Raw genomic sequence first — 19,152 nt, forward strand, 5'->3', positions numbered from 1 at the left:
CGCTTTCGTGTGCATCCCCGCGGGCACGGCGGCGGTAACCGTGAATGGCGGCAGCCACCCTGCATCAGCGATTGGCCGCAAACTGCGCGAGCATGCCCTTGCAGCCAGGTGTCAGCGCGCCGGCATTGGCCGCGAGGCACTGCGCAATCCGGCCGCCGCCCGGCTCGATGCCGCTGCACAACGCCCGCGCGTCCGCGCCGCACGCGGCCCTCACGATGCGCAACTCCTCGAGCGGCCGCAGCGGTCGCAACACCAGCGCCGGCGCCGCTGGTCCAGCGGTGGTTGTCGCCGCGGGCGAGGCAACAGCCGCAGTCGCCGTCGATGCCCCGGTCGTCGCGGCACCACCGCTCGAAGCCGCCATGGCCTGAGCGCAGGGAGCGGACACCTTGGCCTTGTTCTGCTCCAGGCACTGCAGCGCCGCCGCGCCGCCCGGCGGCACGCTGCTGCAGACCTTGCGGTAATCGGAGCCGCAGGCACTTCGGATCGCGGCAACCTGCGCCTCGCTCGGCCTGACCGCAGGCGCCGACGCAGCCGGCTTGGCCGCAGCCGTGGCGGACTGGGCAGGCACGGCCGGGACGGACGCGGCCGGCTGCGCCGCGACCTTCGGAGGCTCGGCGGGAGGCTTGCTCGCCTCGGTGGCGGCCGGCCTGCTCTCGGCCGGTGGCGCCGAATCCGGCTTGGCTTGCACGACAGGCTTGGCCTCTGCCGCGGGCTTGGCCTCTGCCGCGGGTTTGGCTTCTGCCGCAGGCTTGGTCTCCGCGGCAGGCTCGAGCGCCTTGACCGCCGTCTGACAAGATGAGGACAGGCTCGCGATGTTCTTCTGCAGGCATTGGAACGCCGCCGTGCCGCCGGGCGGCACGCTCGCGCATTTCGACATGTAGTCCGACCGGCATGCCGACTTGATCGCGTTGCGCTGCGCATCGCTCTGCGCCAGCGCCTCCGTTGCAGCAAGGCCGGCCGCCGCGACCATCCCGAGCACCAGCATTCTCCTGAAGCGATTGATCATCGATCGATCCTCAATGGTGTCGTGCTTCAATCTCTCGTCGCCACCGCGGTCGCCTGCATGGTGGCCAATCAGATCTCATCAGTATCAGCACGCGCATATCGGCCCAGGCTGCGCCGGCAGCGCGTGCCTGGCAATTGGGAAAATTTGGGTGGATCGCATTCTCACTCCGCCGGCGCCTCCCGCAGCGCCGGCTGCGCCGCCGGAAGCTCCGGCGGCAGGATCAGCGCGGCGATGACCGCAACCAGGCAGAGCACGGCGAACGCCTGCAGCATGGTGACGAAGCCGCCGCGCTCATACAGCCAGGCGACCAGGCCAACCGAGGCGCCGGCCGCGGTGAAGCCGACGAAGTAGCGCACCGCATAGGCGCGCGAGCGCCATTCCTCGGCCGTGTATTTGCCGACCATGGCGTCATTCACGGTGACCTGCCCGAACGCACCCATGACGATGCCGATCGAGGCCACGATCAGCGCCCAGTCGCGCGCGTCGGCGGCGAGATACAGCAGCGGCGCCAGCACCAGCGACAGCGGCAGCGCGATCGTCTTCAGCGCGTGGCGATCGAGCAGCCGCCCTATCGTGTACTGCGTCATCGCGCCGAACACGTAGACGCCGGCCGCGATCACGCCGAGCAGCGCCGGGCTCTGCGTCAACCCGGCCAGCCGCTCCGCGAACAGCTTTGGCAGCGCCACGGTGATCGCGTTGAACGTCGTGGAGATCGCGATCACCACCAGCAGCAGCGCGAGCACCACGCGCCACATCTGGTCGCGCGCGACACGGGCCTGCGCCGCGGCCTGCTTCGATCCGCGGCGGTCCTCATGCACGACCGACAGCGCGAACACCACGCCGATCGCCACCGTGATCACCCCGGGTACGATGAAGGCGAAGCGCCAGCCGAGATATTGCCCGACCACGCCGGTGACCAGCGCCGACGAGGCGACGCCGAGATTGCCGAACACGCCGTTCAGCCCCATGTCCCGGCCGAGCCGGTCGGCGTAGGACACCAGCATCGCGGTTCCCACCGGGTGATAGATCGAGGCGAACAGACCGATCGCGAGCAGCGCCGCGCCGAGCTGCCACGGCGTCTGCACCAGGCCGACCGAGATCATCGACAGGCCGATGCCGAGATAGAAGATCAGCATCATGTGCCGCCGGCTCCAGCGGTCGCCGAGCCAGCCGGTCAGGAGCGACCCGGCGCCGAAGGCGATGAAGCCCGGCGTCGCGTAGGGCAGCAGGTCCGCATAGGCCATGCCGAGCGCCGGGCCCATGATGATGACCGCGGCTGCGAAGATCAGCATCGCATAATGGTCGATGAAATGGGCCGCGTTGACGAAGCCGATGACGCGGCGGGCGCTGTTCATGGGAGTTGTCCTCGATTCCTGACAGATCGGTTATAGTCGACGCGACCAACGAGAAGCCGCCAATGACCGTCGTGGACACGCCATTGAAGCCGCTCGGCGCCGACCGGGTGACGACCGAGCCCGGCGTCCATCTGATCGCGCGCCTCTATCACAAGGGTGCGCGGCTCGATCCGCACATGCACCGCGAATCCCAGTTGATCTACGCCTCGCGCGGCACGATGCAGGTGACGACGCCGCGGGGACGCTGGCTGGTGCCGCCGGACCGCGCGGTCTGGGTGCCGGCGCGCCATGGCCACGCCATCGACATGCTGGCCGACAGCCAGATGCGGACGCTGTATTTCGAGCTGGACTGGCTGAAGCGGGAGACGCGGGGCGCGCGGCTCGACCGCGAGTTCGTGGTGCAGGTCTCGCCGCTGCTGCACCAGGCGATCCTGGCGCTGTTCGCAGCGGACGGCGGGCCCGAGCGCACGGCGCTCCTGGTGCGGCTCGCTCTGCTTGAGTTGCGCCGCGCCGAGGACTCCTCGACCTTCATCCCCTTGCCGCAGGATCCGCGCGCGCGCCGTGCCGCCCAGCTCGTCCTCGCCTCTCCCGCGAGCGAGGAGGACCTGGCGACCCTGGCGGGCAAGGTCGGCAGCTCGGCCCGCACCCTGTCGCGGCTGTTCGCGGCGGAGACGCGGCTGAGCTTCAAGGCGTGGTGCCAGCGTGCCCGGATCGCCGCCGCGATCGAGCGGCTGTCCACCGACCGTCACCTCTCCGTCAAGCAGCTCGCTGCCGATCTCGGCTATGCCAGCGTGCCGGCGTTTTCGCATGCCTTCAGGCAGGTCACCGGCCGCACTCCGACCGAATTCGCGGAGCAGACAGGTGCATGACACGCCGGCCGCATATGCGCGCCGCGACGGCGGCGTTGACGATTTGTTATGTTTGAATGTGACCAGCTTTGCCATAAATCCATGTAACATCGCCTTCATCACGCTCTGGGATTCGACCGACATCAGATGGCCAATGCCTTTTTCACCGACCTGATCACCACAATTTCCGAGCGAGGCCGGACGCTGCTGCGCGGCGGCGGCGCTCCTGTCGAGAAGCACGATGCGACGAGCCTGGCCGAGCTGTGCGAGGCGCTGGTGTCCGGCGCCGGCGAGGCCTCGGGCACGGCGATGGCCCGCGACGTGCTCGACGGCTATCACGATCTCGACCCCGAGGGGCGCAAGGCGTTCTTCACCGCGCTGGTCCATGATTTCGGGCCCGACAAGGCCAGGCTCGCCAAGGCGATCGACGACTGGCGTGCGGCGCCGTCGGACGAAGGCGCGAGCGCGCTGCATTTCGCCTCCGAGCCGCGCCGGCAGGAGCTGATCCGCCGGCTCAACCGCGCGCCGGGCGGCACGCCCGAGCTGGTGGCGATGCGCACCGATCTCCTGGATCTGTTGAAGGCCAATCCGGAACTCGCCGCGCTCGATCGTGACGTGGTGCATCTCTTGAGCTCGTGGTTCAACAGGGGGTTTCTCGTGCTGCGCAAGATCGACTGGTCGACGCCGGCGAACATTCTGGAGCAGATCATCCGCTACGAGGCGGTGCACGAGATCCACGACTGGGACGATCTGCGCCGCCGCATCGATCCGGTCGATCGCCGCTGCTACGCCTTCTTCCATCCGGCGATGCCCGACGCGCCCCTGATCTTCGTCGAGATCGCGCTGACCGAGACCATCCCCGGCGCCATCGCGCCGCTGCTCGCGGTCGACCGTCCGCCGGTGCCGGCCGACCGCGCCCGCACCGCCGTGTTCTATTCGATCTCCAACACCCAGCGCGGTCTCGGCGGCATCTCGTTCGGCAACTTCCTGATCAAGCAGGTGGTGGAGGAGTTGAGGCGCGAGCTGCCGAAGCTCGACACCTTCGTGACCTTGTCGCCGGTGCCGGGCTTCATGAATTGGCTGAAGTCGACGGCCGATGCGACCGAAGAGGATCGCAACGTGCTCAAGCTCCTGAACGAGCCGCGCTGGGTCGAGGACGCCGAGATGTCCGCCGAGCTGCGCCCCGTGATCGAGCCGCTCGCCGCGCACTACTTCCTGAAGGCGCGCACGTCGAAGGGAAAGGTGATCGATCCCGTCGCCCGCTTCCACCTCGGCAACGGCGCGAGGCTGGAGCGCATCAACTGGCTCGGCGACCTCTCGTCCAAGGGCCAGCGCGAATCCGCGACCGTGATGGTGAACTATCTGTATCGGCTCGAGGACATCGAGAAGAACCACGAAGCCTATGCCAATGACGGCGAGGTCGTCGCCTCCAGCGCGGTCAAGAAGCTGTTGCGCGCCGAGGGCCGGCGGCTGCTGGATATGCGGCTGTCATCGTAATTGGTCCCCTATACGGCGCATGGGACGAACCACGCGAACCACAAAGTCAGTGTCATCCCGGCGAACGCCGCGATCCATAACCCCAGGACGTGATTTGGGGCGGACTCGTCGTTAGACCTCGCGTCCCACATCCGCCGCGGAGTATGGGTCCCGGCGTTCGCCGGGACGACGCTGTAGGAAAACCGCTTTCACATCTCAAACAGCTGGAGGACGTGCGACCGCGGCCTCGCGGCGCCTGACGCCCGAGTGCTGCGAAACACGTCACCCTCATCAAATACAGAGGGCGCAGGGAAGACCGGGTGCTGGCCGCAACCCATGGCCCCCGTGCGAGAGAAAGTGCACGGGGCAGGAACCACAGGTTCGACCGGTGCATTCCGGCCTTCCCTGCGCGATGGTTTGAACGGTGTCCTTCGTGCTCTCCCTGGGGATCGGCGTTCTTGCCCCCATCGCCCGCGCGTGCCGTCAAGCAACGCTTGCGGACTTGACCTCAGCGTCGAGAGGCCAGGACCACACGACTTCTCCGTCCGCGAAAGGCGCCGGTCGTCCACCGTCGCCTCCACGGCCACCGCATCCCACCCCGACGTTCGTGACGACGCGTACGCCCCTCTGCGATGAGGCGGGATGGGCGCATCATTGCTGATTTTCGGAATTTGTCAAGGGAAAAATACAGGCGCCGCTCGCGGCGCCTGTATGGAGACCCGCTCCCGCGGCCTCACGAAGCCTTCTTCGCCTCCACGTATCGCGCGAAGCTGTCGAGAATCGCCTGCCATCCGCCCTGCTGCTGCTCGACCGAGTGCGTCGTTTCGGCATCGAAGACGACGCGAACGATAACGCCCTTCGAGCCTGGCTCGAAGTGAACTTCGGCCTTGCGGTCGCCGAAGGAGTATTCGATCAGCTTGTCCTCGACGATCTTGGTGTAGGTGCCGGCGAAGTCAAAACCCATGCTGCCGTCCTTCGCCTCCATCCGCGACGAGAACGCGCCGCCTTCTCTCAGGTCGACCGTCGCCTTGGTCGTATGCCAGTCGTCCGACGCGGCATTCCATTTCACGATGTCGGCAGGCGTCGTATAGGCCCGCCAGACCTGATCGATGGGGGCGGCGACGTTGGTTTCGACGGTGATCCTCATGAAACATTGCTCCTGGTTCGATTCTGACGGGCTCACCGCATGTGTGCAGAGGGCGGTGTCGGTTAAATGACGATCCAGACTGGCCGGTCCCGACAATTGGTGGGACAAATCTTGCGCCTAGGAGACAGTCCATTCCGGGATTTTTCGATGGGCAGAACGATCCGAGCATCGTTCATTGCCTTCAGCCCTGGTGGGCTGCTCGCTTGGAGCGGCCGTTCTTGGATATGGGGCTTTGGCGTTCGGCTTCTTTGCTTTCAGTTTCGCGCGATCGAGCATTCACAGCGACTGAAGCATCCTTGCATTATTGGGCATCGAGGTCGGCGCTGGTCTGGCCGTCCTGTTCGGGATTTGGGGCTCCGATATTCCCGATATTTAGATATTCCGGCCTTTCCATTCAAAGCTCAACGCTTTAGCGAAACTTCATTATATGATTTCGCCTTATTCAACCTCCCGCCAGCCGCTTCGTTTGCGCGCAGAAACATACATAACACGACGGACGCACGTTCGATTGCGGGTAGCCCTTCTCGGGTTCGCAGATCGGGCAGGATCTGAGAAACGCTGATGATCCCCTGGTTCTCCATTCTGCTGCAAATTTGGATTGGGGTTGGAACGCTTGTGTTTGCATGGCGGTTTCGCATTTTGGTTCAGGAGGAGAAGCAGACAACCAATCCGGACCGTTCCTTCTATCGGCGTAATGACAACGCCTTTCTTAGACTGATTCTCTACTTTCTTGTCTGGTGTTCGACCCCGGCCCTTCTCTACGGCCTATGGCTCTATAGTTTAAGGTAACTCCATATGAATGGGCGCTCCTGGTGGCTCTTGCACTCGTGACGTTCACTGCAATCTGGGCACACGTGAGTAATTCTGGCACGTAGCATCGGGTGTGGGACTACTCGGGAGACCTCAAGGTGAGTACTATCCTATGGAGTGTTGTCGCCCTGCTAGCGTGGTGCGGCGTGATGTGGAGCAACATCAGGGTCGCGAAGCAACTCAAAGCCGCAGGCCACAGCTTTTGGACTTTAAATCAGAGAGCGCGACTGATTGCCTGGAAGGGAGCAAACATCGTGATCTTCCTGATCTGTTTCACAATCTTCGTCTCGGCAGTTTTGATCGCAGTTTTCACCCAGTAGTCGCGGCTTCCTCCGAATAAGGGATATACGTCAGGAGAACCGCTCGATCGGTATCGTTTTCCTGCTCTGGCATATGCGACCGACCAACTGCCGACCGTCTCGATGACGACTCCGCTGAAAACAAACTGATCGGGGTTTACAGCAGCGCTGCCGAAGCGGATGCCGCAAGAAAGCTCAAGGTTCGAAGACTTTCGTGACTATCCAAATTGCTTCCATGTTGACGAGTATGAACTCGACGAAGATGCATGGAGCGAAGGGTTTATTGTCGCGGCAGCGAGGTGACCGCCCATCTTGGCTTGTGGCACATACACCGGGCCTCATGGTTCGAGACGCGCCGCGCGCGGCGCTCCTCACCATGAGGGTTTACGCCGCCGCTGCGGATATGGACCTCGTCCTGAGGAGCCCGCCCGAGGCGCGCGTCTCGAAGGACGGTCGCAACGTTCATCACAACAGCCATCTCATCCCACCGCGCCCTGCGGCCGGAGCCGCAACACCGCCGCCGGCAGATTGGCCGTGAGCCATTCCGAGATGACCCGTTGCTTCCGATGATACGCCAGTCCCACCGCGACCACCGCGACGCCGATCAGCGACAGCGCGAACGGGAACAGCAGCGAGTCCTTGAAGACGACGTCGGCGAGGTGGCCGAGATACATCGTGATGCCCAAGGCGCCGAAGACGGCGTAGGCACGGCGGACGATGATGACGGCGATCGCGAGCAGGCCGACGTTCAGCAGGCAGTAGATCGCCTTGCCCAGCTCGGTCGCGCCTTCCGTGGCGCTGACGCCGCCCCAGAAGGCCATCAGGCCGAACAAGTGCGTCCAAAAGCCGAAGTCGCGGCTGTGGCTGTTGTAGTCGACGATCCACGCCACCGCGAGAATGCCGAGGCCGAACCAGATCGACACCACGCGGCGCATCTCCCAGTCGAAATGGCTGACGTTGAAGATCCAGGGCGTGAGGTCCATCGACATGAACCACAGCGCGACCGAGATGATCGCGACGATGAAGGGGACGCGATAGAAGCGTAGCGCGATCGCGCCGGCCGCGATGGTGGCGATCTCCATGAACAGCCAACTGCCCTTGATCCAGACGTAGAAGTCGTGGACCGTGCCGGGCTTGCCGAACTTGCCCCACCAGCCGAATTCGGCCTGGACGCCGTAGACGGCGAGCGGTGCCATCGATACGGCGATGGCGATGAGCAGGCCGCCGGGGACGCGCAGGTCGCGGCGCCAGAGGTGGTCGCCGGCGAAGCCGAACGCGGCGGCGTAGGCGAGCGCGCAAGCGGTCAGCGCACGGCCGCCCATTTGCGAGAACGCCACCGTCGAGAACAGGCCCATGGCGCCGATGACGATCAGCGCGCCGGCGTACCAGAGCAGATGCGCGGCATCGAATTTGGCGTGCGCCGCGGGACCCGCCTTCGCCTGTTGCTCGAGGTAGGTCAGCAACCGCTGCAACTCGTCGGGCCCGATCGCGCCGGCCCCGGCTGCGGCGCGCAGATCTTGTTCCGAATAGGACATCGTCTTCACCCTCTGTGATCTCGCCGGAGACGGCACGCAGGGGTCCGATCGCGCAGACGCCTGGGGACGTCGCGCGTCGGGACCGGTGCCGACGGGGCGGATATGGGTGAGTGTAACGGAATGTGAGCGACGTTCAATATAATTTTGAACGACGCTCAAATATCTACGACCAACGTTCTGAATTACCCATCGCGACGCGGGTGCTAAAGCTGCTTCGACCCCGCCCTTCTCCACACCGTCATGGCCGGGCTTGTCCCGGCCATCCATGTCGTGCGCCTGGAATGTGGATGCCCGGGACAAGCCCGGGCATGAGGAGTCCTGGGTTGGCGGTTTGCCTCATCGCTGAGGCCAGAGGTTGGCGGATACGACCACCAGAGGCCCGCAGCGCAGTCGCCTCAATCCTTGAAATACGGCTCGACCGGGCCGTGGACCTTGATGGTCAGCGGGTTGCCGTGGCGGTCCTTGGCGTTCCCTGCGGCGACGCGGATCCAGCCTTCGCTGATGCAGTATTCCTCGACATTGGTCTTCTCGGCGCCCTTGAAGCGGATGCCGACGTCGCGCGACAGGATCTCCGCATTGTAATAGGGGCTCTTCGGATCGACCGACAGCCGGTCAGGAAATGGGGTCGCAGTCGTCTCGTTGTCGCTCACAGCAGTGCCTCGATCTCTTTCTTCAACGCCTCGGGCGTGGTGGTCGGCGCATGGCGCGACACCACGTGACCGGTGCGATCGACCAGGAATTTGGTGAAATTCCACTTGATCGCTGAGCCCAGCAGGCCCGTCTTCTCGCCCTTCAGGAACCGGTATAGCGGATGCGCGTCCGCACCGTTGACGTCGATCTTCGCAAACAGCGGGAAGGTGACGTCGTACTTGCCGGCGCAGAACGCGCCGATCTCCTCGGCCGTGCCGGGCTCCTGGGCGCCGAACTGGTTACAGGGAAATCCGAGCACGGCAAAGCCCCTGTGAGCATAGGCCCGGTGCAGCGCCTCGAGGCCGCGATATTGCGGCGTGAAGCCGCAGGCGCTGGCGGTGTTGACGATCAGCAGCACCTGGCCCTCGAAGCGCTTCAGCGGCACCTCCTCGCCGGACAGCGAGGTCGCGGTGAAATCATAGATGCCGGCCATCAGCCCAGCACCGGATCGATCGGCGACGGCGGCGTGCCACCGGCCTCGATCGCCTCGCCGGCAGCGAGGCACATGTCCTCGCGAAAGCGCTGGCCGACAAGCTGGACGCCGACCGGGACGCGGCCGACCATGCCGGTCGAGACCGTCAGGCCCGGCAGGCCGAAGAACGGAATCGCGATCTGCGTGAGCTGGGCGTGCCAGACCTGCTTGAAGGCCTCCTCGTCCTTGCGGTCGAGCTGATCGGCGAACGGCAGCATGCCCGACACCGGCATCAGCAGCACCGGATGCTGCTCCATGAACAGGAGCCACTGCCGGGTCAATGCAGCTCGGCGCGCGAGCGTCTGCGACAGGTCGAACGGGTGAACCTTGTCACTGACGCCGCGCAGGCAGGCCAGCGCGCCCGGGTCGCCCTCCTTCTCGGCCGCTGCGAGCTGCGCCTCGTAGCCGTCGCCGAGCCAGAGACGGGTCTGCAGCAGCGCGGCCTCCTGCATCGGCGGCGTGTCCGCGATCTCCTCGACGGTCCAGCCGGCGGCTTCCAGCCGCCTGGCGGCATCGCGCAAGGCGGCCACGACCTCCGGCACCGGGTTCAGCCCGTCCGGGTTGACGCACAGCGTGACGCGCTTCGGCAGCGGCGGGCCCTCGAGCGGCACCGGCATCCACCAGACATCGCGAACGTCGCGCGCCGACATCGCGGCCAGCGCGATCCTGACGTCGTTGACCGTGCGGGCGAGCGGGCCGGAGACGGCGCTGATCTGCGGTCCGATCGGGCGCTCGGGGAACTGTGTATTGAAGGCCGGGATGCGGCCGACCGTCGGGCGCAGGCCGTGGATGCCGCAGGCGTAAGCGGGATAGCGGACGGAGCCGGCGATGTCGGTGCCGTGGCCGATATGGCCGATGCCCGACGCGGTGGCCGATCCTGCGCCGCCCGAGGAGCCGCCCGGCGTGATGCCGGGGTCGCGCGGATTCTTGGTGTGGCCGTGGATGAGGTTGCTGGTGAACCAGCGATAGGACACCGCCGGGGTGTTGGTGCGGCCGAGCAGCACCGCGCCCGCCTTCACCAGATTGTTGACGACCGGATTGTGTGCCGACGCGATCGCGTCCTTCTGCAGATTGAGGCCGTTGGTGGTGGCGAAGCCGGCCTGGTCGACATTGACCTTGATCGTCACCGGCACGCCGGCGAGCGGCCCCGGGTCCTCGCCGCGCGCCAGCCGGGCGTCGATGGCGTCGGCCTGCTGCAGCACGTCCTCGGGGCGATGGTCGATCACGGCGTTGATCGCGGGATTGACCGCATCGAGCCGCGCCAGCGCTGCGGTCGCGGCATCGCGGGCGGAGACCTGTTTCGACTTGATGAGGGCGGCGAGGTCGGCAGCCGGCAGGCGCCAGAGATCGGTCATGGGGAGCTCCGTGGTGACGGATGGCTGTTCTAGCGCGCGGGCTGGATGGGAGAAAGCCGTCCAGGCGCGGCACTCCGGGATAGCCCATGCAGCAACGCGCATGGGTCTTGTCCCCCGCTCGCCGATCGGGACCGAGGGGGCGATCAATACCGATCCTGTATCGATCGATCCGGAAACAAGCTTGGTCAAGCTTCACAAACGACTTTAAGACCTCAAGCAACAACATCACGAAGGGGGAAACCACATGATCAGACCGGGCACCATCATGGCCGCTACATTCGTTCTCGCCGCTGCAGCAACGCTGGCGCCGCGCGCAGGCCACGCCGAGACCTACGCCTATGTCGGCAATGCCGACAGCAACGACATCAGCGTCTTGAAATTCGATGCTGCGACCGGCGAGATGACCCCGGTGCAGACGGCTTCCTTCGTCGGCGTCGACAAGCCGGGCTCGTCGACCCCGCTCGCGGTCAGCCCGGACAAGCGGGTGCTGATCGCCGGTGTGCGGTCGCAGCCGTTCCAGGCGGAAAGCTTCGCGATCGATGCCAAGACCGGCCAGCTCACGCATCTCGGCAACGGCCCGCTCGCCGACAGCATGGCCAACATCGCCTTCGACCGCACCGGCAAGGTGCTGTTCAGCGCGTCCTATGGCGGCAACAAGGTCGCGGTGAATCCGGTCCAGGCCAATGGCGTCGTCGCCGCGCCGAGCCAGGTGCTCCCGACCGGGCTGAACGCCCATGCCTTCCTGCCCTCGCCCGACAACCGCTTCGTGTTCGCGACCAATCTCGGCTCCGACCAGGTGCTCGGCTTCGCCTTCGACGCCGCCACCGGCGCGCTAACGGCCAAGGATGCGCTGACGGTGAAGACGCCGGAGAAGTCAGGGCCGCGCCACTTCATCTTCCACCCGAACGGCAAGTTCATCTACCTCCTGCACGAGCTCAACGCCGATCTCGCCGTCTATGCCTATGATGCCGAGAAAGGCAGCTGGAGCGAGCAGCAGCGCACCACCGCCCTGCCCGCCGGCTTCACCGGCAAACCCTGGGCGGCCGATCTTCACGTGACGCCTGACGGCAAGTTCCTCTACGCCTCGGAACGCGGCTCGAACACGATTGCCGGCTTCAAGGTCGATGCGGCCAGCGGGCGCCTGAGCCTGATCGGCAGCGTGCCGACCGAGACCCAGCCGCGCGGCTTCGCCATCGATCCCGCCGGGCGCTATCTCGCCGCCGTCGGCGAGCTGTCGAACGGCATGACGGTGTATCGGATCGACGCCGCCGGCGGCGCACTGGAGAAGCTGAAATCCTACGCCGTGGGCAAGAAGCCAAACTGGGTGGAGTTCGTCAGCCTGCCGTGACCGAACGCCAGGGCCGCCGCGAGATCGTGAGTGGCGGCCCCGGCGTTTCCACCGGCGCTATCATCCCCTATATACAGCGCATGACCATGCCTGCCGCCCAGCCCGACCGCCATCCCCTCGCCGTTCAACATCCGGAACTCGACGACGCCTCGATCCGCCTGCTGGTCGAGACCTTCTACGGGCGCGCACGGGAGGACGAGCTGATCGGCCCGATCTTCAACCGTGCGGTGGAGGATTGGGACGAACATATCGGCAGGATCAGCGATTTCTGGTCGTCGATGTTCCTGAAGACGGGCCGCTACACCGGCGCGCCGATGCGGCCGCATCTGTTGCTGTCGTTGCAGGGGCCGCATTTCGACCGCTGGCTGCAACTGTTCGAGGCGACGGCGAAGGACCTTCTCGCGCCGGAACTCGCGGAGCTCTTCATCGTCCGCGCCCGCCGCATCGCCGACAGCTTCGAGATGGGCATCGCCAGCACGCGCGGCGACATCGCGCGCCCGCGCCATTCGGTCTGACCTCGGCTGCAAACATGCGAGCGTTCGAGGAGCGGCGATGCGGCCGCTCTGCGCTCAATGGCGCGTCATCGATTGCGCCGGCATGTTGAAGATCGCTTCGGAGAACGGGAACTCCAGCACGATCTCGCCGTCCTCGTCGGTGACCTCGATGACGGCCGTCATCAGCGCCGCGTTGCCGCCTTCGGTACGCAGCAGTTCCTTGATCATGTCGCGCGCGACTTCCCAGGCGCGGTCGGGACTGCGCAGCACCTCGCCGTCGGTATCGGAGACCAGTTCCTCGCCGATCCGTGTGTTGAAGAAATATCTAGGCATCATCAGCTTCCAATGGGGTCGCGCGCTTGGGTTTTGAAGTCTCGAACATCTCACGACTGCTTCATCCGGCCAGCTCAGCCCCTCAAGCTAGGGACCGAATTGTACGGCGTTGCGAAGCCATCGATCACGAATTCGTTGTTTTCGCGGCTCAATCCGACGAAAACGGCAGCAACTCGCATCTGCAACTTCGCACTGCAATAAACAGGCCTGAGAGGCTCAAACAAAAAGATTCCACTGGCGAACTTTTCGTAGCACGGTAGTTTAATGCTGAGGACGATAACCGTCCCGTCTTGAAGGAGAGGACAATGGCCTGGAAAGCACCGAAGATCGTTGAAGTGCCGGTCGGCATGGAAATCAACATGTACGCCTGCGCGGCCCGCAAATAATTCGCGGGTGTGACGTCCAGGTCTCGGCGATCAGGACGTCGACGCTTGAGGGTGGGGATCAGCGACCGCGTATGTGCCAGCCCGTACGCGGGTCGGATGTCCCACCCTCGTCACCTTCCCTGCGGGCGATCCTGGCCGTTGGTCAGCTTGCCTGTCGGTCATCCTGCCGCTGGTAATCGCGTGCGCCACCACAGCTGAATTCCAGGAGACGGCTCATGCTTCGCCTCGTCGTCCTGGGCGCCGCCGCAGGCGGTGGAGTGCCGCAGTGGAATTGCGGCTGCGCCGTGTGCCGTGCCGCGCGCACGGATCATCCCGAGATCAGCAACAGCCAGGCCTCGGTTGCGGTCAGCGCCGATGACGCCAACTGGTTCCTGATCAACGCCTCGCCCGATCTGCGTCAGCAGGTCACCCGAACGCCGCAATTGCATCCGAAGCCCGGCGCCTTGCGCCACAGCCCGATCGCCGGCGTGATCCTGACCAATGGCGAGATCGACGCGGTCACGGGGCTGCTGTCGATGCGCGAGAGCTCGCCATTTTCGATCCATGCGCATCCCAAGGTGCTTGCGATCCTCAGATCGAACAACATCTTCGATGTGCTGAAGGACGAGACCGTCAAGCGCGTGCCGATCGTGATCGACGTGCCGTTCCGGCCGCTTTTGCAGGACGGCAGGCCCTCGGGCCTGGAGGTCACGGCCTTCGCCGTCTCGGGAACGAGCGCGTGGTATCTGCGCGACAAGCAGCATCCCGGCGGCAGCTCCTCGACCGGCGACACGCTGGGCCTGAAGATTGCCGATCTCGAAGGCGGCCAGTATTGCTACGTCATCGCCGCCTGTGCCGGCGTCGACGATGATCTGAGAACGAGATTGAAGGGCGCGCCCCTGGTGCTGTTCGACGGCACGGTGTGGCGCGACGACGAGATGATCCAGGCCGGACTCGGCAACAAGACCGGGCAGAGCATGGGACATATCGCGATGTCCGGAGAAAGCGGCGCGATCAAGTCGCTGGCGGATATCGGGATCGGCAGGAAGGTCTTCCTGCACATCAACAACTCCAATCCGGCGTGGCTGCACGCCTCACCCGAGCGGCAAACGTTGGAACGCGAGGGATGGGAAATCCCCGCTGAAGGGATGGAGATCGAGCTGTGAGTGAGGCGAAACTGAGTGGAATGACGGCGCTGTCGGTCGGCAAGGGCGTGACCTTGAACAGTGCCAGCGAGCTGGAAGCGGCACTTCGCCATATCGGCGCGACGCGCTATCACAACCTGCACCCGTTTCATAAGCTGCTGCACGGCGGCAAGCTGAACAAGGGCCAGGTGCAGGCCTGGGCGCTGAACCGCTACTATTACCAGTCGACGATCCCAATCAAAGACGCGATGGTGATGACGCGCTTCCGCGATCGCGCCACCCGGCTGGAATGGCGGCACCGCATCGAGGATCATGATGGCGATATCGGCAGCGAAGGCGGCATCGAGCGCTGGATCAAGCTCACGGAGGGCCTCGGCCTCGACACGGACTATGTCGAATCCACCGAGGGCATCCTGCCCGCTACCCGTTTCGCGGTCGAAGCCTATGTGCATTTCTGCCGCGACCGCTCGCCGCTGGAGGCGATCGCCTCGTCGCTGACCGAGCTGTTCGCGCCGAGCATCCATGAAGAGCGTATCTCGGGCATGCTCGAGCACTACAATTTCGTCAACAACGACACGATGAGCTACTTCAAGCGGCGTCTCACCCAGGCGCCGCGCGACGCCAATTTCGCGCTGCATTACGTCAGGGAGCACGCCACCACGCCGGAGCAGCGCGCCGCCGTGTGCAACGCGCTGATCTTCAAGACCAACGTGCTGTGGGTGCAGCTCGACGCACTGTATTACGCCTATGTCGAGGGCAACATCCCGCCCGGCGCCTTCGTGCCGAAGGAGGGGTAGCCGTGTCCCGTTTGAACCACCGTTCTCGTACCGCGAACGGTGCACTCCCTCCCCCCTTGCGGGGGAGGGTTGGGGTGGGGGGTCCACACGGGAAGTCTTTGCTGGGACCCCCACCCCCGACCCCTCCCCGCAAGGGGGAGGGGAGTGGCATCGTGCTCTGCGCGGCCACCGTGCTTCTTCACGACTACACGACTTAGAGACCCGCCATGGCTCCGCGTCACATCCAAGTCACCGAGACCAGCCGCGTGGTGCTGCCGCGACACACCAAGCTGAAGTTCGACGAGACGCGCCAGGTCTGGGTCATCCTCGCCCCTGAGCGCGTGCTGGCGCCGGACGAGATCGCGGTCGAGGTGCTCAAGCTGTGCGACGGCGCGCGCGCCGTCGCCGGCATCATCGATGATCTCGCGGCGAAATATGCCGCGCCCCGCGACGTCATCGCGACCGACGTCGTCGCCATGCTGCAGGATCTCGCCGACAAGGGATTTCTCACCGAGGTTCGGGAGACGACATCATGACCGAGCTCACCGAGACGACGCCGCAGATCGACGCGAATGACGGCCTTGCCGTGCTGGAGCGGCGCGGCTCCACGGCCGAGACCTACGGCATCCCGCTCGCCGTGCTGGCCGAGCTGACGCATCGCTGTCCGCTGCAATGCCCCTATTGCTCCAACCCGCTGGAGCTCGATCGCGCCGGGCAGGAGCTGACGACGGCGGAGTGGAAGAAGGTGCTGTCGGAGCTCGCCGAGATCGGCGTGCTGCAGATCCACTTCTCCGGCGGCGAGCCGACCGCGCGCAAGGATCTGGTCGAGCTGGTGCAGCATGCCAACGACGTCGGTCTCTACACCAATCTGATCACCTCGGCCGTGCTGCTGACCCGCGAGCGGCTGAAGGAGCTGGCCGATGCCGGGCTGTCCCATGTCCAGATCAGCTTCCAGGGCAGCGAGGCCGGCATCGCCGACCGCGTCGGCGGCTACAAGGGCGGCCACGTCAAGAAGCTCGAGGTCGCGCGCTGGACCCGCGAGCTCGAGCTGCCGCTGACGGTCAACGCCGTGATGCACCGGCAGAACCTGCATCAGCTGCCTGATATCATCCGGATGGCGGTCGATCTCGACGCCGACCGGCTCGAGGTCGCCAACGTGCAGTATTACGGCTGGGCGCTGAAGAACCGCGCCAGCCTGATGCCGACCTATGCCCAGTTGGAGGAGACCGACCGCCTCGTCGAGGAGGCCCGCGAGCGGCTGAAGGGCACGCTGACCATCGACTATGTGGTGCCGGACTATTACGCGCTGCGGCCGAAGAAGTGCATGGGCGGCTGGGGCCGGCAGTTCTTCAACATCTCGCCCTCGGGCAAGATCCTGCCCTGCCACGCCGCCGAGAGCATCACCGGGCTCGACTTCATGTCGGTGCGTTCGAACCATTCGATCGCCTGGATCTGGCAGAACTCCGAGGCCTTCAACCGCTACCGCGGCACCGGCTGGATGAAGGAGCCGTGCAAATCCTGCGAGTTCCGCGAGATTGATTTCGGCGGCTGCCGCTGCCAGGCGTTCGCGCTGACCGGCGACGCCGCCAACACCGATCCGGCCTGCACCTTGTCCCCGCTACACGAGAGCATCTTCAAGCAGGCCGAGCGTGACGCGGCCTCGGGCCAGGACCGATTCCTGTATCGCAACTTCGCCGGCGGCACGCCGGAGAACGGCAACGATGCCTGACGCCGAAGCCGGCCGCGCCTCCGCGCACCGCAGCGATCCGTTCATCCCGCTGACGTCGGAATGGCTGGATGTCTCCGGCGGTCACCAGATCTATGTCGAGAGCAGTGGCCGTGCGGGCGGCATTCCCGCCGTCTATCTGCATGGCGGGCCGGGCTCCGGCTGCCAGCCGGATCACCGCCGGCTGTTCGATCCCGAGCGCTTCCACGCCGTGCTGTTCGACCAGCGCGGCGCCGGCCGCTCGCGTCCTGCACGCAGCCGCGACAACAACACCCTGCCCGACCTGATCGCCGACATGGAGGCGATCCGCGAAAGATTCGGTTTCGAGCGCTGGATCGTCGCCGGCGGCTCCTGGGGCGCCACCTTGGCGCTGGCTTATGCGCAGGCGCACCCGACGCGCGTCACGGGCCTGGTGTTGCGCGCGACCTTTTTCGGCACCCGCGCGGAGGTGGCGACCGCCTTCGGCGAGACGCTGGCGCGCTTTCACCCGGCCCTGCACCGCGACTTTCTGGAGCTGCTGCCGGAGAACGAACACGCCGATCCGTGCGACGCCTACTTCCGGCGCATCCTCGATCCCGATCCGGCGATCCATGGCCCTGCCGCCCGCGCCTGGCACGATACCGAGCGCGCGCTGTCCGAGGTGAAGCCCGCGCGCGCCCGGCTCGACCGCCTCGCCATCCGCTCCGGCACCGCCTTGCCGGCGACGCCGTTCATGGAGGCGCACTATTTCTCGCACGACAGCTTCATGGCGCCGGACCAGTTGCTGCGCAATGCGAACAGTCTCAGCGGGATTCCCGGAATCATCGTGCAGGGCCGCTACGACCTGCTTTGTCCGCCAGCGACCTCGGCACGGCTGGCGGAGGTGTGGCGCGACGCCGAAATCCGTGTCGTCGAAGCCGCAGGTCACAATCTTTATGACCCCGGCATCCGCGATGCGGTCATGAAAGCCATCTCCGACATGGCTAAGCGCACGACCGCGCCTTAAACATGTGATCGTCTCCCCTCATTCCTGAGGAGCCATGCGCAGCATGGCGTCTCGAAGGATGAGGCCGATCCATCCCGACCTCATGGTTCACCAGGCAATGCGCAAGCATTGTCCGCGAGACGCGCCCGAGGGGCGCTCCTCACCATGAGGAATTGGCCGCCAAACAAGGACATCTGCAATGCCCATCGCCGGGAAAGGCATGCTGTTGACATCGATGAACATCGATGCCGCTGACGAAGCCGACTTCAACCGCTGGTATGACAGCGAGCATCTCGAAGAGCGCGTGGCCATCCCCGGCTTCATCGAGGCGCGGCGCTATGTCGCCGAGCAGGGCAGCCCGAAATATCTCTGCCTGTATTCGACCGAGACGATCGACGTGCTCGACAGCGCGCCCTATCGCGCCCGGCTCGAGTCGCCGACGGAATGGTCGAAGGCAGTGATGGCGCGGTTCAAGAACATGATCCGCAGCGTCGCGCGCATCACGATCTCGATCGGCGCCGGTCGCGGCGCGGTGCTCGGCATCATCCGCCTGCGGCCGAAGCCGGGACAGGACGGGGCGCTGCGCGACGCGCTGCAGATCGAGCTCGATCCGAGCGAGGTCAAGGGCGTCATCTCGATGCACCTGCTCGAGGGCGATGCTGATCTCTCCGGTCCGGCAGCCGGGGTTCCTGCGAGCTCACGCGATGCCGACTGGTTCATCCTCATCGACGGCACCGACAGTCATGCCATCGCGACCTTGATGACCACGCGCTTCGCGGCGATCGACGGTCCGCTGGCGACGCAGATCTCGGCCGGCATCTACAGGCTGATGTGGGACCTGAGCCGCGCGGACATCGCCTCTGGCTGAGCGCGCATTGTTCTGCATCAATGACGCGAGCGTGCAACCGGCAGATGCAGCCGCTCGCCACAATGCCGCAACGCAACAAATTCGATGGCAGCATCACGCCCGCAATGCGGCGCCGCACACTGTGCACGAAGGGCAGCTTT

19 protein-coding genes are annotated in these 19,152 nt (G+C 65.3%); 11 read left to right on the forward strand and 8 right to left on the reverse strand.

The genetic code is table 11. The features are described from left to right. Window positions 1–64: 64 nt before the first annotated feature. Both QX126_RS15310 and QX126_RS15315 read right to left on the reverse strand, forming a co-directional pair. Complete coding sequence (locus tag QX126_RS15310; protein ID WP_315781994.1) at window positions 65–1,006, reverse strand: hypothetical protein; 942 nt, start codon at window positions 1,004–1,006, stop codon at window positions 65–67. Between the two features lie 161 nt (window positions 1,007–1,167). Next, window positions 1,168–2,361, reverse strand: coding sequence for an MFS transporter (locus QX126_RS15315; protein ID WP_315781996.1), 1,194 nt, complete (start codon window positions 2,359–2,361; stop codon window positions 1,168–1,170). Between the two features lie 62 nt (window positions 2,362–2,423). Here QX126_RS15315 and QX126_RS15320 point away from each other — a divergent pair, with 62 nt between their 5' ends. Together QX126_RS15320 and QX126_RS15325 are read left to right on the forward strand one after the other, a co-directional pair. Then, window positions 2,424–3,230, forward strand: coding sequence for a helix-turn-helix transcriptional regulator (locus QX126_RS15320; protein WP_315781998.1), 807 nt, complete (start codon window positions 2,424–2,426; stop codon window positions 3,228–3,230). Window positions 3,231–3,356: 126 nt separating this feature from the next. Continuing rightward, window positions 3,357–4,706: a malonyl-CoA decarboxylase gene (locus QX126_RS15325; protein WP_315755288.1), complete on the forward strand. Its 1,350-nt coding sequence runs from the start codon at window positions 3,357–3,359 to the stop codon at window positions 4,704–4,706. A 712-nt stretch (window positions 4,707–5,418) separates the two neighbouring features. Here QX126_RS15325 and QX126_RS15330 read toward each other — a convergent pair. From QX126_RS15330 to QX126_RS15350, 5 genes are all read right to left on the reverse strand, one after another. Then, window positions 5,419–5,832 carry an SRPBCC family protein gene (locus QX126_RS15330; RefSeq protein WP_315782117.1) on the reverse strand — a complete coding sequence of 138 codons (414 nt, stop codon included), beginning with the start codon at window positions 5,830–5,832 and terminating at the stop codon, window positions 5,419–5,421. Window positions 5,833–7,420: 1,588 nt separating this feature from the next. Continuing rightward, on the reverse strand, window positions 7,421–8,476 hold the full coding sequence (locus tag QX126_RS15335) for a hypothetical protein (protein WP_315782000.1): 1,056 nt from the start codon (window positions 8,474–8,476) through the stop codon (window positions 7,421–7,423). A gap of 395 nt (window positions 8,477–8,871) precedes the next feature. Beyond that, the gene (locus tag QX126_RS15340) at window positions 8,872–9,126 is read right to left on the reverse strand and encodes a DUF3297 family protein (RefSeq protein ID WP_315718031.1); all 255 of its coding nucleotides are present in this window, start codon (window positions 9,124–9,126) and stop codon (window positions 8,872–8,874) included. After that, window positions 9,123–9,599, reverse strand: coding sequence for a glutathione peroxidase (locus tag QX126_RS15345; protein ID WP_315782003.1), 477 nt, complete (start codon window positions 9,597–9,599; stop codon window positions 9,123–9,125). Before QX126_RS15345 ends, QX126_RS15340 begins: the two co-directional genes overlap by 4 nt. After that, on the reverse strand, window positions 9,599–10,993 hold the full coding sequence (locus QX126_RS15350) for an amidase family protein (protein ID WP_315782005.1): 1,395 nt from the start codon (window positions 10,991–10,993) through the stop codon (window positions 9,599–9,601). The genes QX126_RS15345 and QX126_RS15350 overlap by 1 nt, the downstream gene beginning before the upstream one ends. A 244-nt stretch (window positions 10,994–11,237) precedes the next feature. Between QX126_RS15350 and QX126_RS15355 the strand changes: the two genes are divergently transcribed. After that, complete coding sequence (locus QX126_RS15355) at window positions 11,238–12,341, forward strand: lactonase family protein (protein WP_315782007.1); 1,104 nt, start codon at window positions 11,238–11,240, stop codon at window positions 12,339–12,341. An 80-nt stretch (window positions 12,342–12,421) separates the two neighbouring features. After that, a complete protein-coding gene (locus QX126_RS15360) occupies window positions 12,422–12,856 on the forward strand; it encodes a group III truncated hemoglobin (RefSeq protein ID WP_315782119.1) in 435 nt (144 codons plus the stop codon). A gap of 54 nt (window positions 12,857–12,910) precedes the next feature. Here QX126_RS15360 and QX126_RS15365 read toward each other — a convergent pair whose 3' ends face one another. Continuing rightward, window positions 12,911–13,168 (reverse strand): DUF6894 family protein, encoded by a 258-nt coding sequence (locus QX126_RS15365; protein WP_315718026.1) that lies wholly within the window; start codon window positions 13,166–13,168, stop codon window positions 12,911–12,913. 305 nt (window positions 13,169–13,473) lie between these two features. Here QX126_RS15365 and pqqA point away from each other — a divergent pair, with 305 nt between their 5' ends. From pqqA to QX126_RS15400, 7 genes are all read left to right on the forward strand, one after another. After that, complete coding sequence (gene pqqA / locus QX126_RS15370; RefSeq protein ID WP_012029362.1) at window positions 13,474–13,554, forward strand: pyrroloquinoline quinone precursor peptide PqqA; 81 nt, start codon at window positions 13,474–13,476, stop codon at window positions 13,552–13,554. A 215-nt stretch (window positions 13,555–13,769) separates the two neighbouring features. After that, on the forward strand, window positions 13,770–14,699 hold the full coding sequence (gene pqqB, locus QX126_RS15375; RefSeq protein WP_315782009.1) for a pyrroloquinoline quinone biosynthesis protein PqqB: 930 nt from the start codon (window positions 13,770–13,772) through the stop codon (window positions 14,697–14,699). A gap of 20 nt (window positions 14,700–14,719) precedes the next feature. After that, window positions 14,720–15,475, forward strand: coding sequence for a pyrroloquinoline-quinone synthase PqqC (gene pqqC / locus QX126_RS15380; RefSeq protein ID WP_409999103.1), 756 nt, complete (start codon window positions 14,720–14,722; stop codon window positions 15,473–15,475). 206 nt (window positions 15,476–15,681) lie between these two features. Beyond that, window positions 15,682–15,990, forward strand: a complete 309-nt coding sequence (gene pqqD, locus QX126_RS15385) for a pyrroloquinoline quinone biosynthesis peptide chaperone PqqD (RefSeq protein ID WP_315738637.1) — start codon at window positions 15,682–15,684, stop codon at window positions 15,988–15,990. Then, window positions 15,987–17,183, forward strand: a complete 1,197-nt coding sequence (gene pqqE, locus QX126_RS15390) for a pyrroloquinoline quinone biosynthesis protein PqqE (RefSeq protein WP_315782013.1) — start codon at window positions 15,987–15,989, stop codon at window positions 17,181–17,183. Before pqqD ends, pqqE begins: the two co-directional genes overlap by 4 nt. Then, window positions 17,176–18,165 (forward strand): prolyl aminopeptidase, encoded by a 990-nt coding sequence (gene pip / locus QX126_RS15395; protein WP_315738640.1) that lies wholly within the window; start codon window positions 17,176–17,178, stop codon window positions 18,163–18,165. Before pqqE ends, pip begins: the two co-directional genes overlap by 8 nt. A 178-nt stretch (window positions 18,166–18,343) precedes the next feature. Beyond that, entirely contained in the window at window positions 18,344–19,012 is a 669-nt protein-coding gene (locus QX126_RS15400) for a DUF4286 family protein (protein WP_315738641.1), read from the forward strand. Window positions 19,013–19,152: the final 140 nt, after the last annotated feature.

Source organism: Bradyrhizobium sp. SZCCHNPS1003 (assembly GCF_032381555.1).
GTDB lineage: Bacteria > Pseudomonadota > Alphaproteobacteria > Rhizobiales > Xanthobacteraceae > Bradyrhizobium.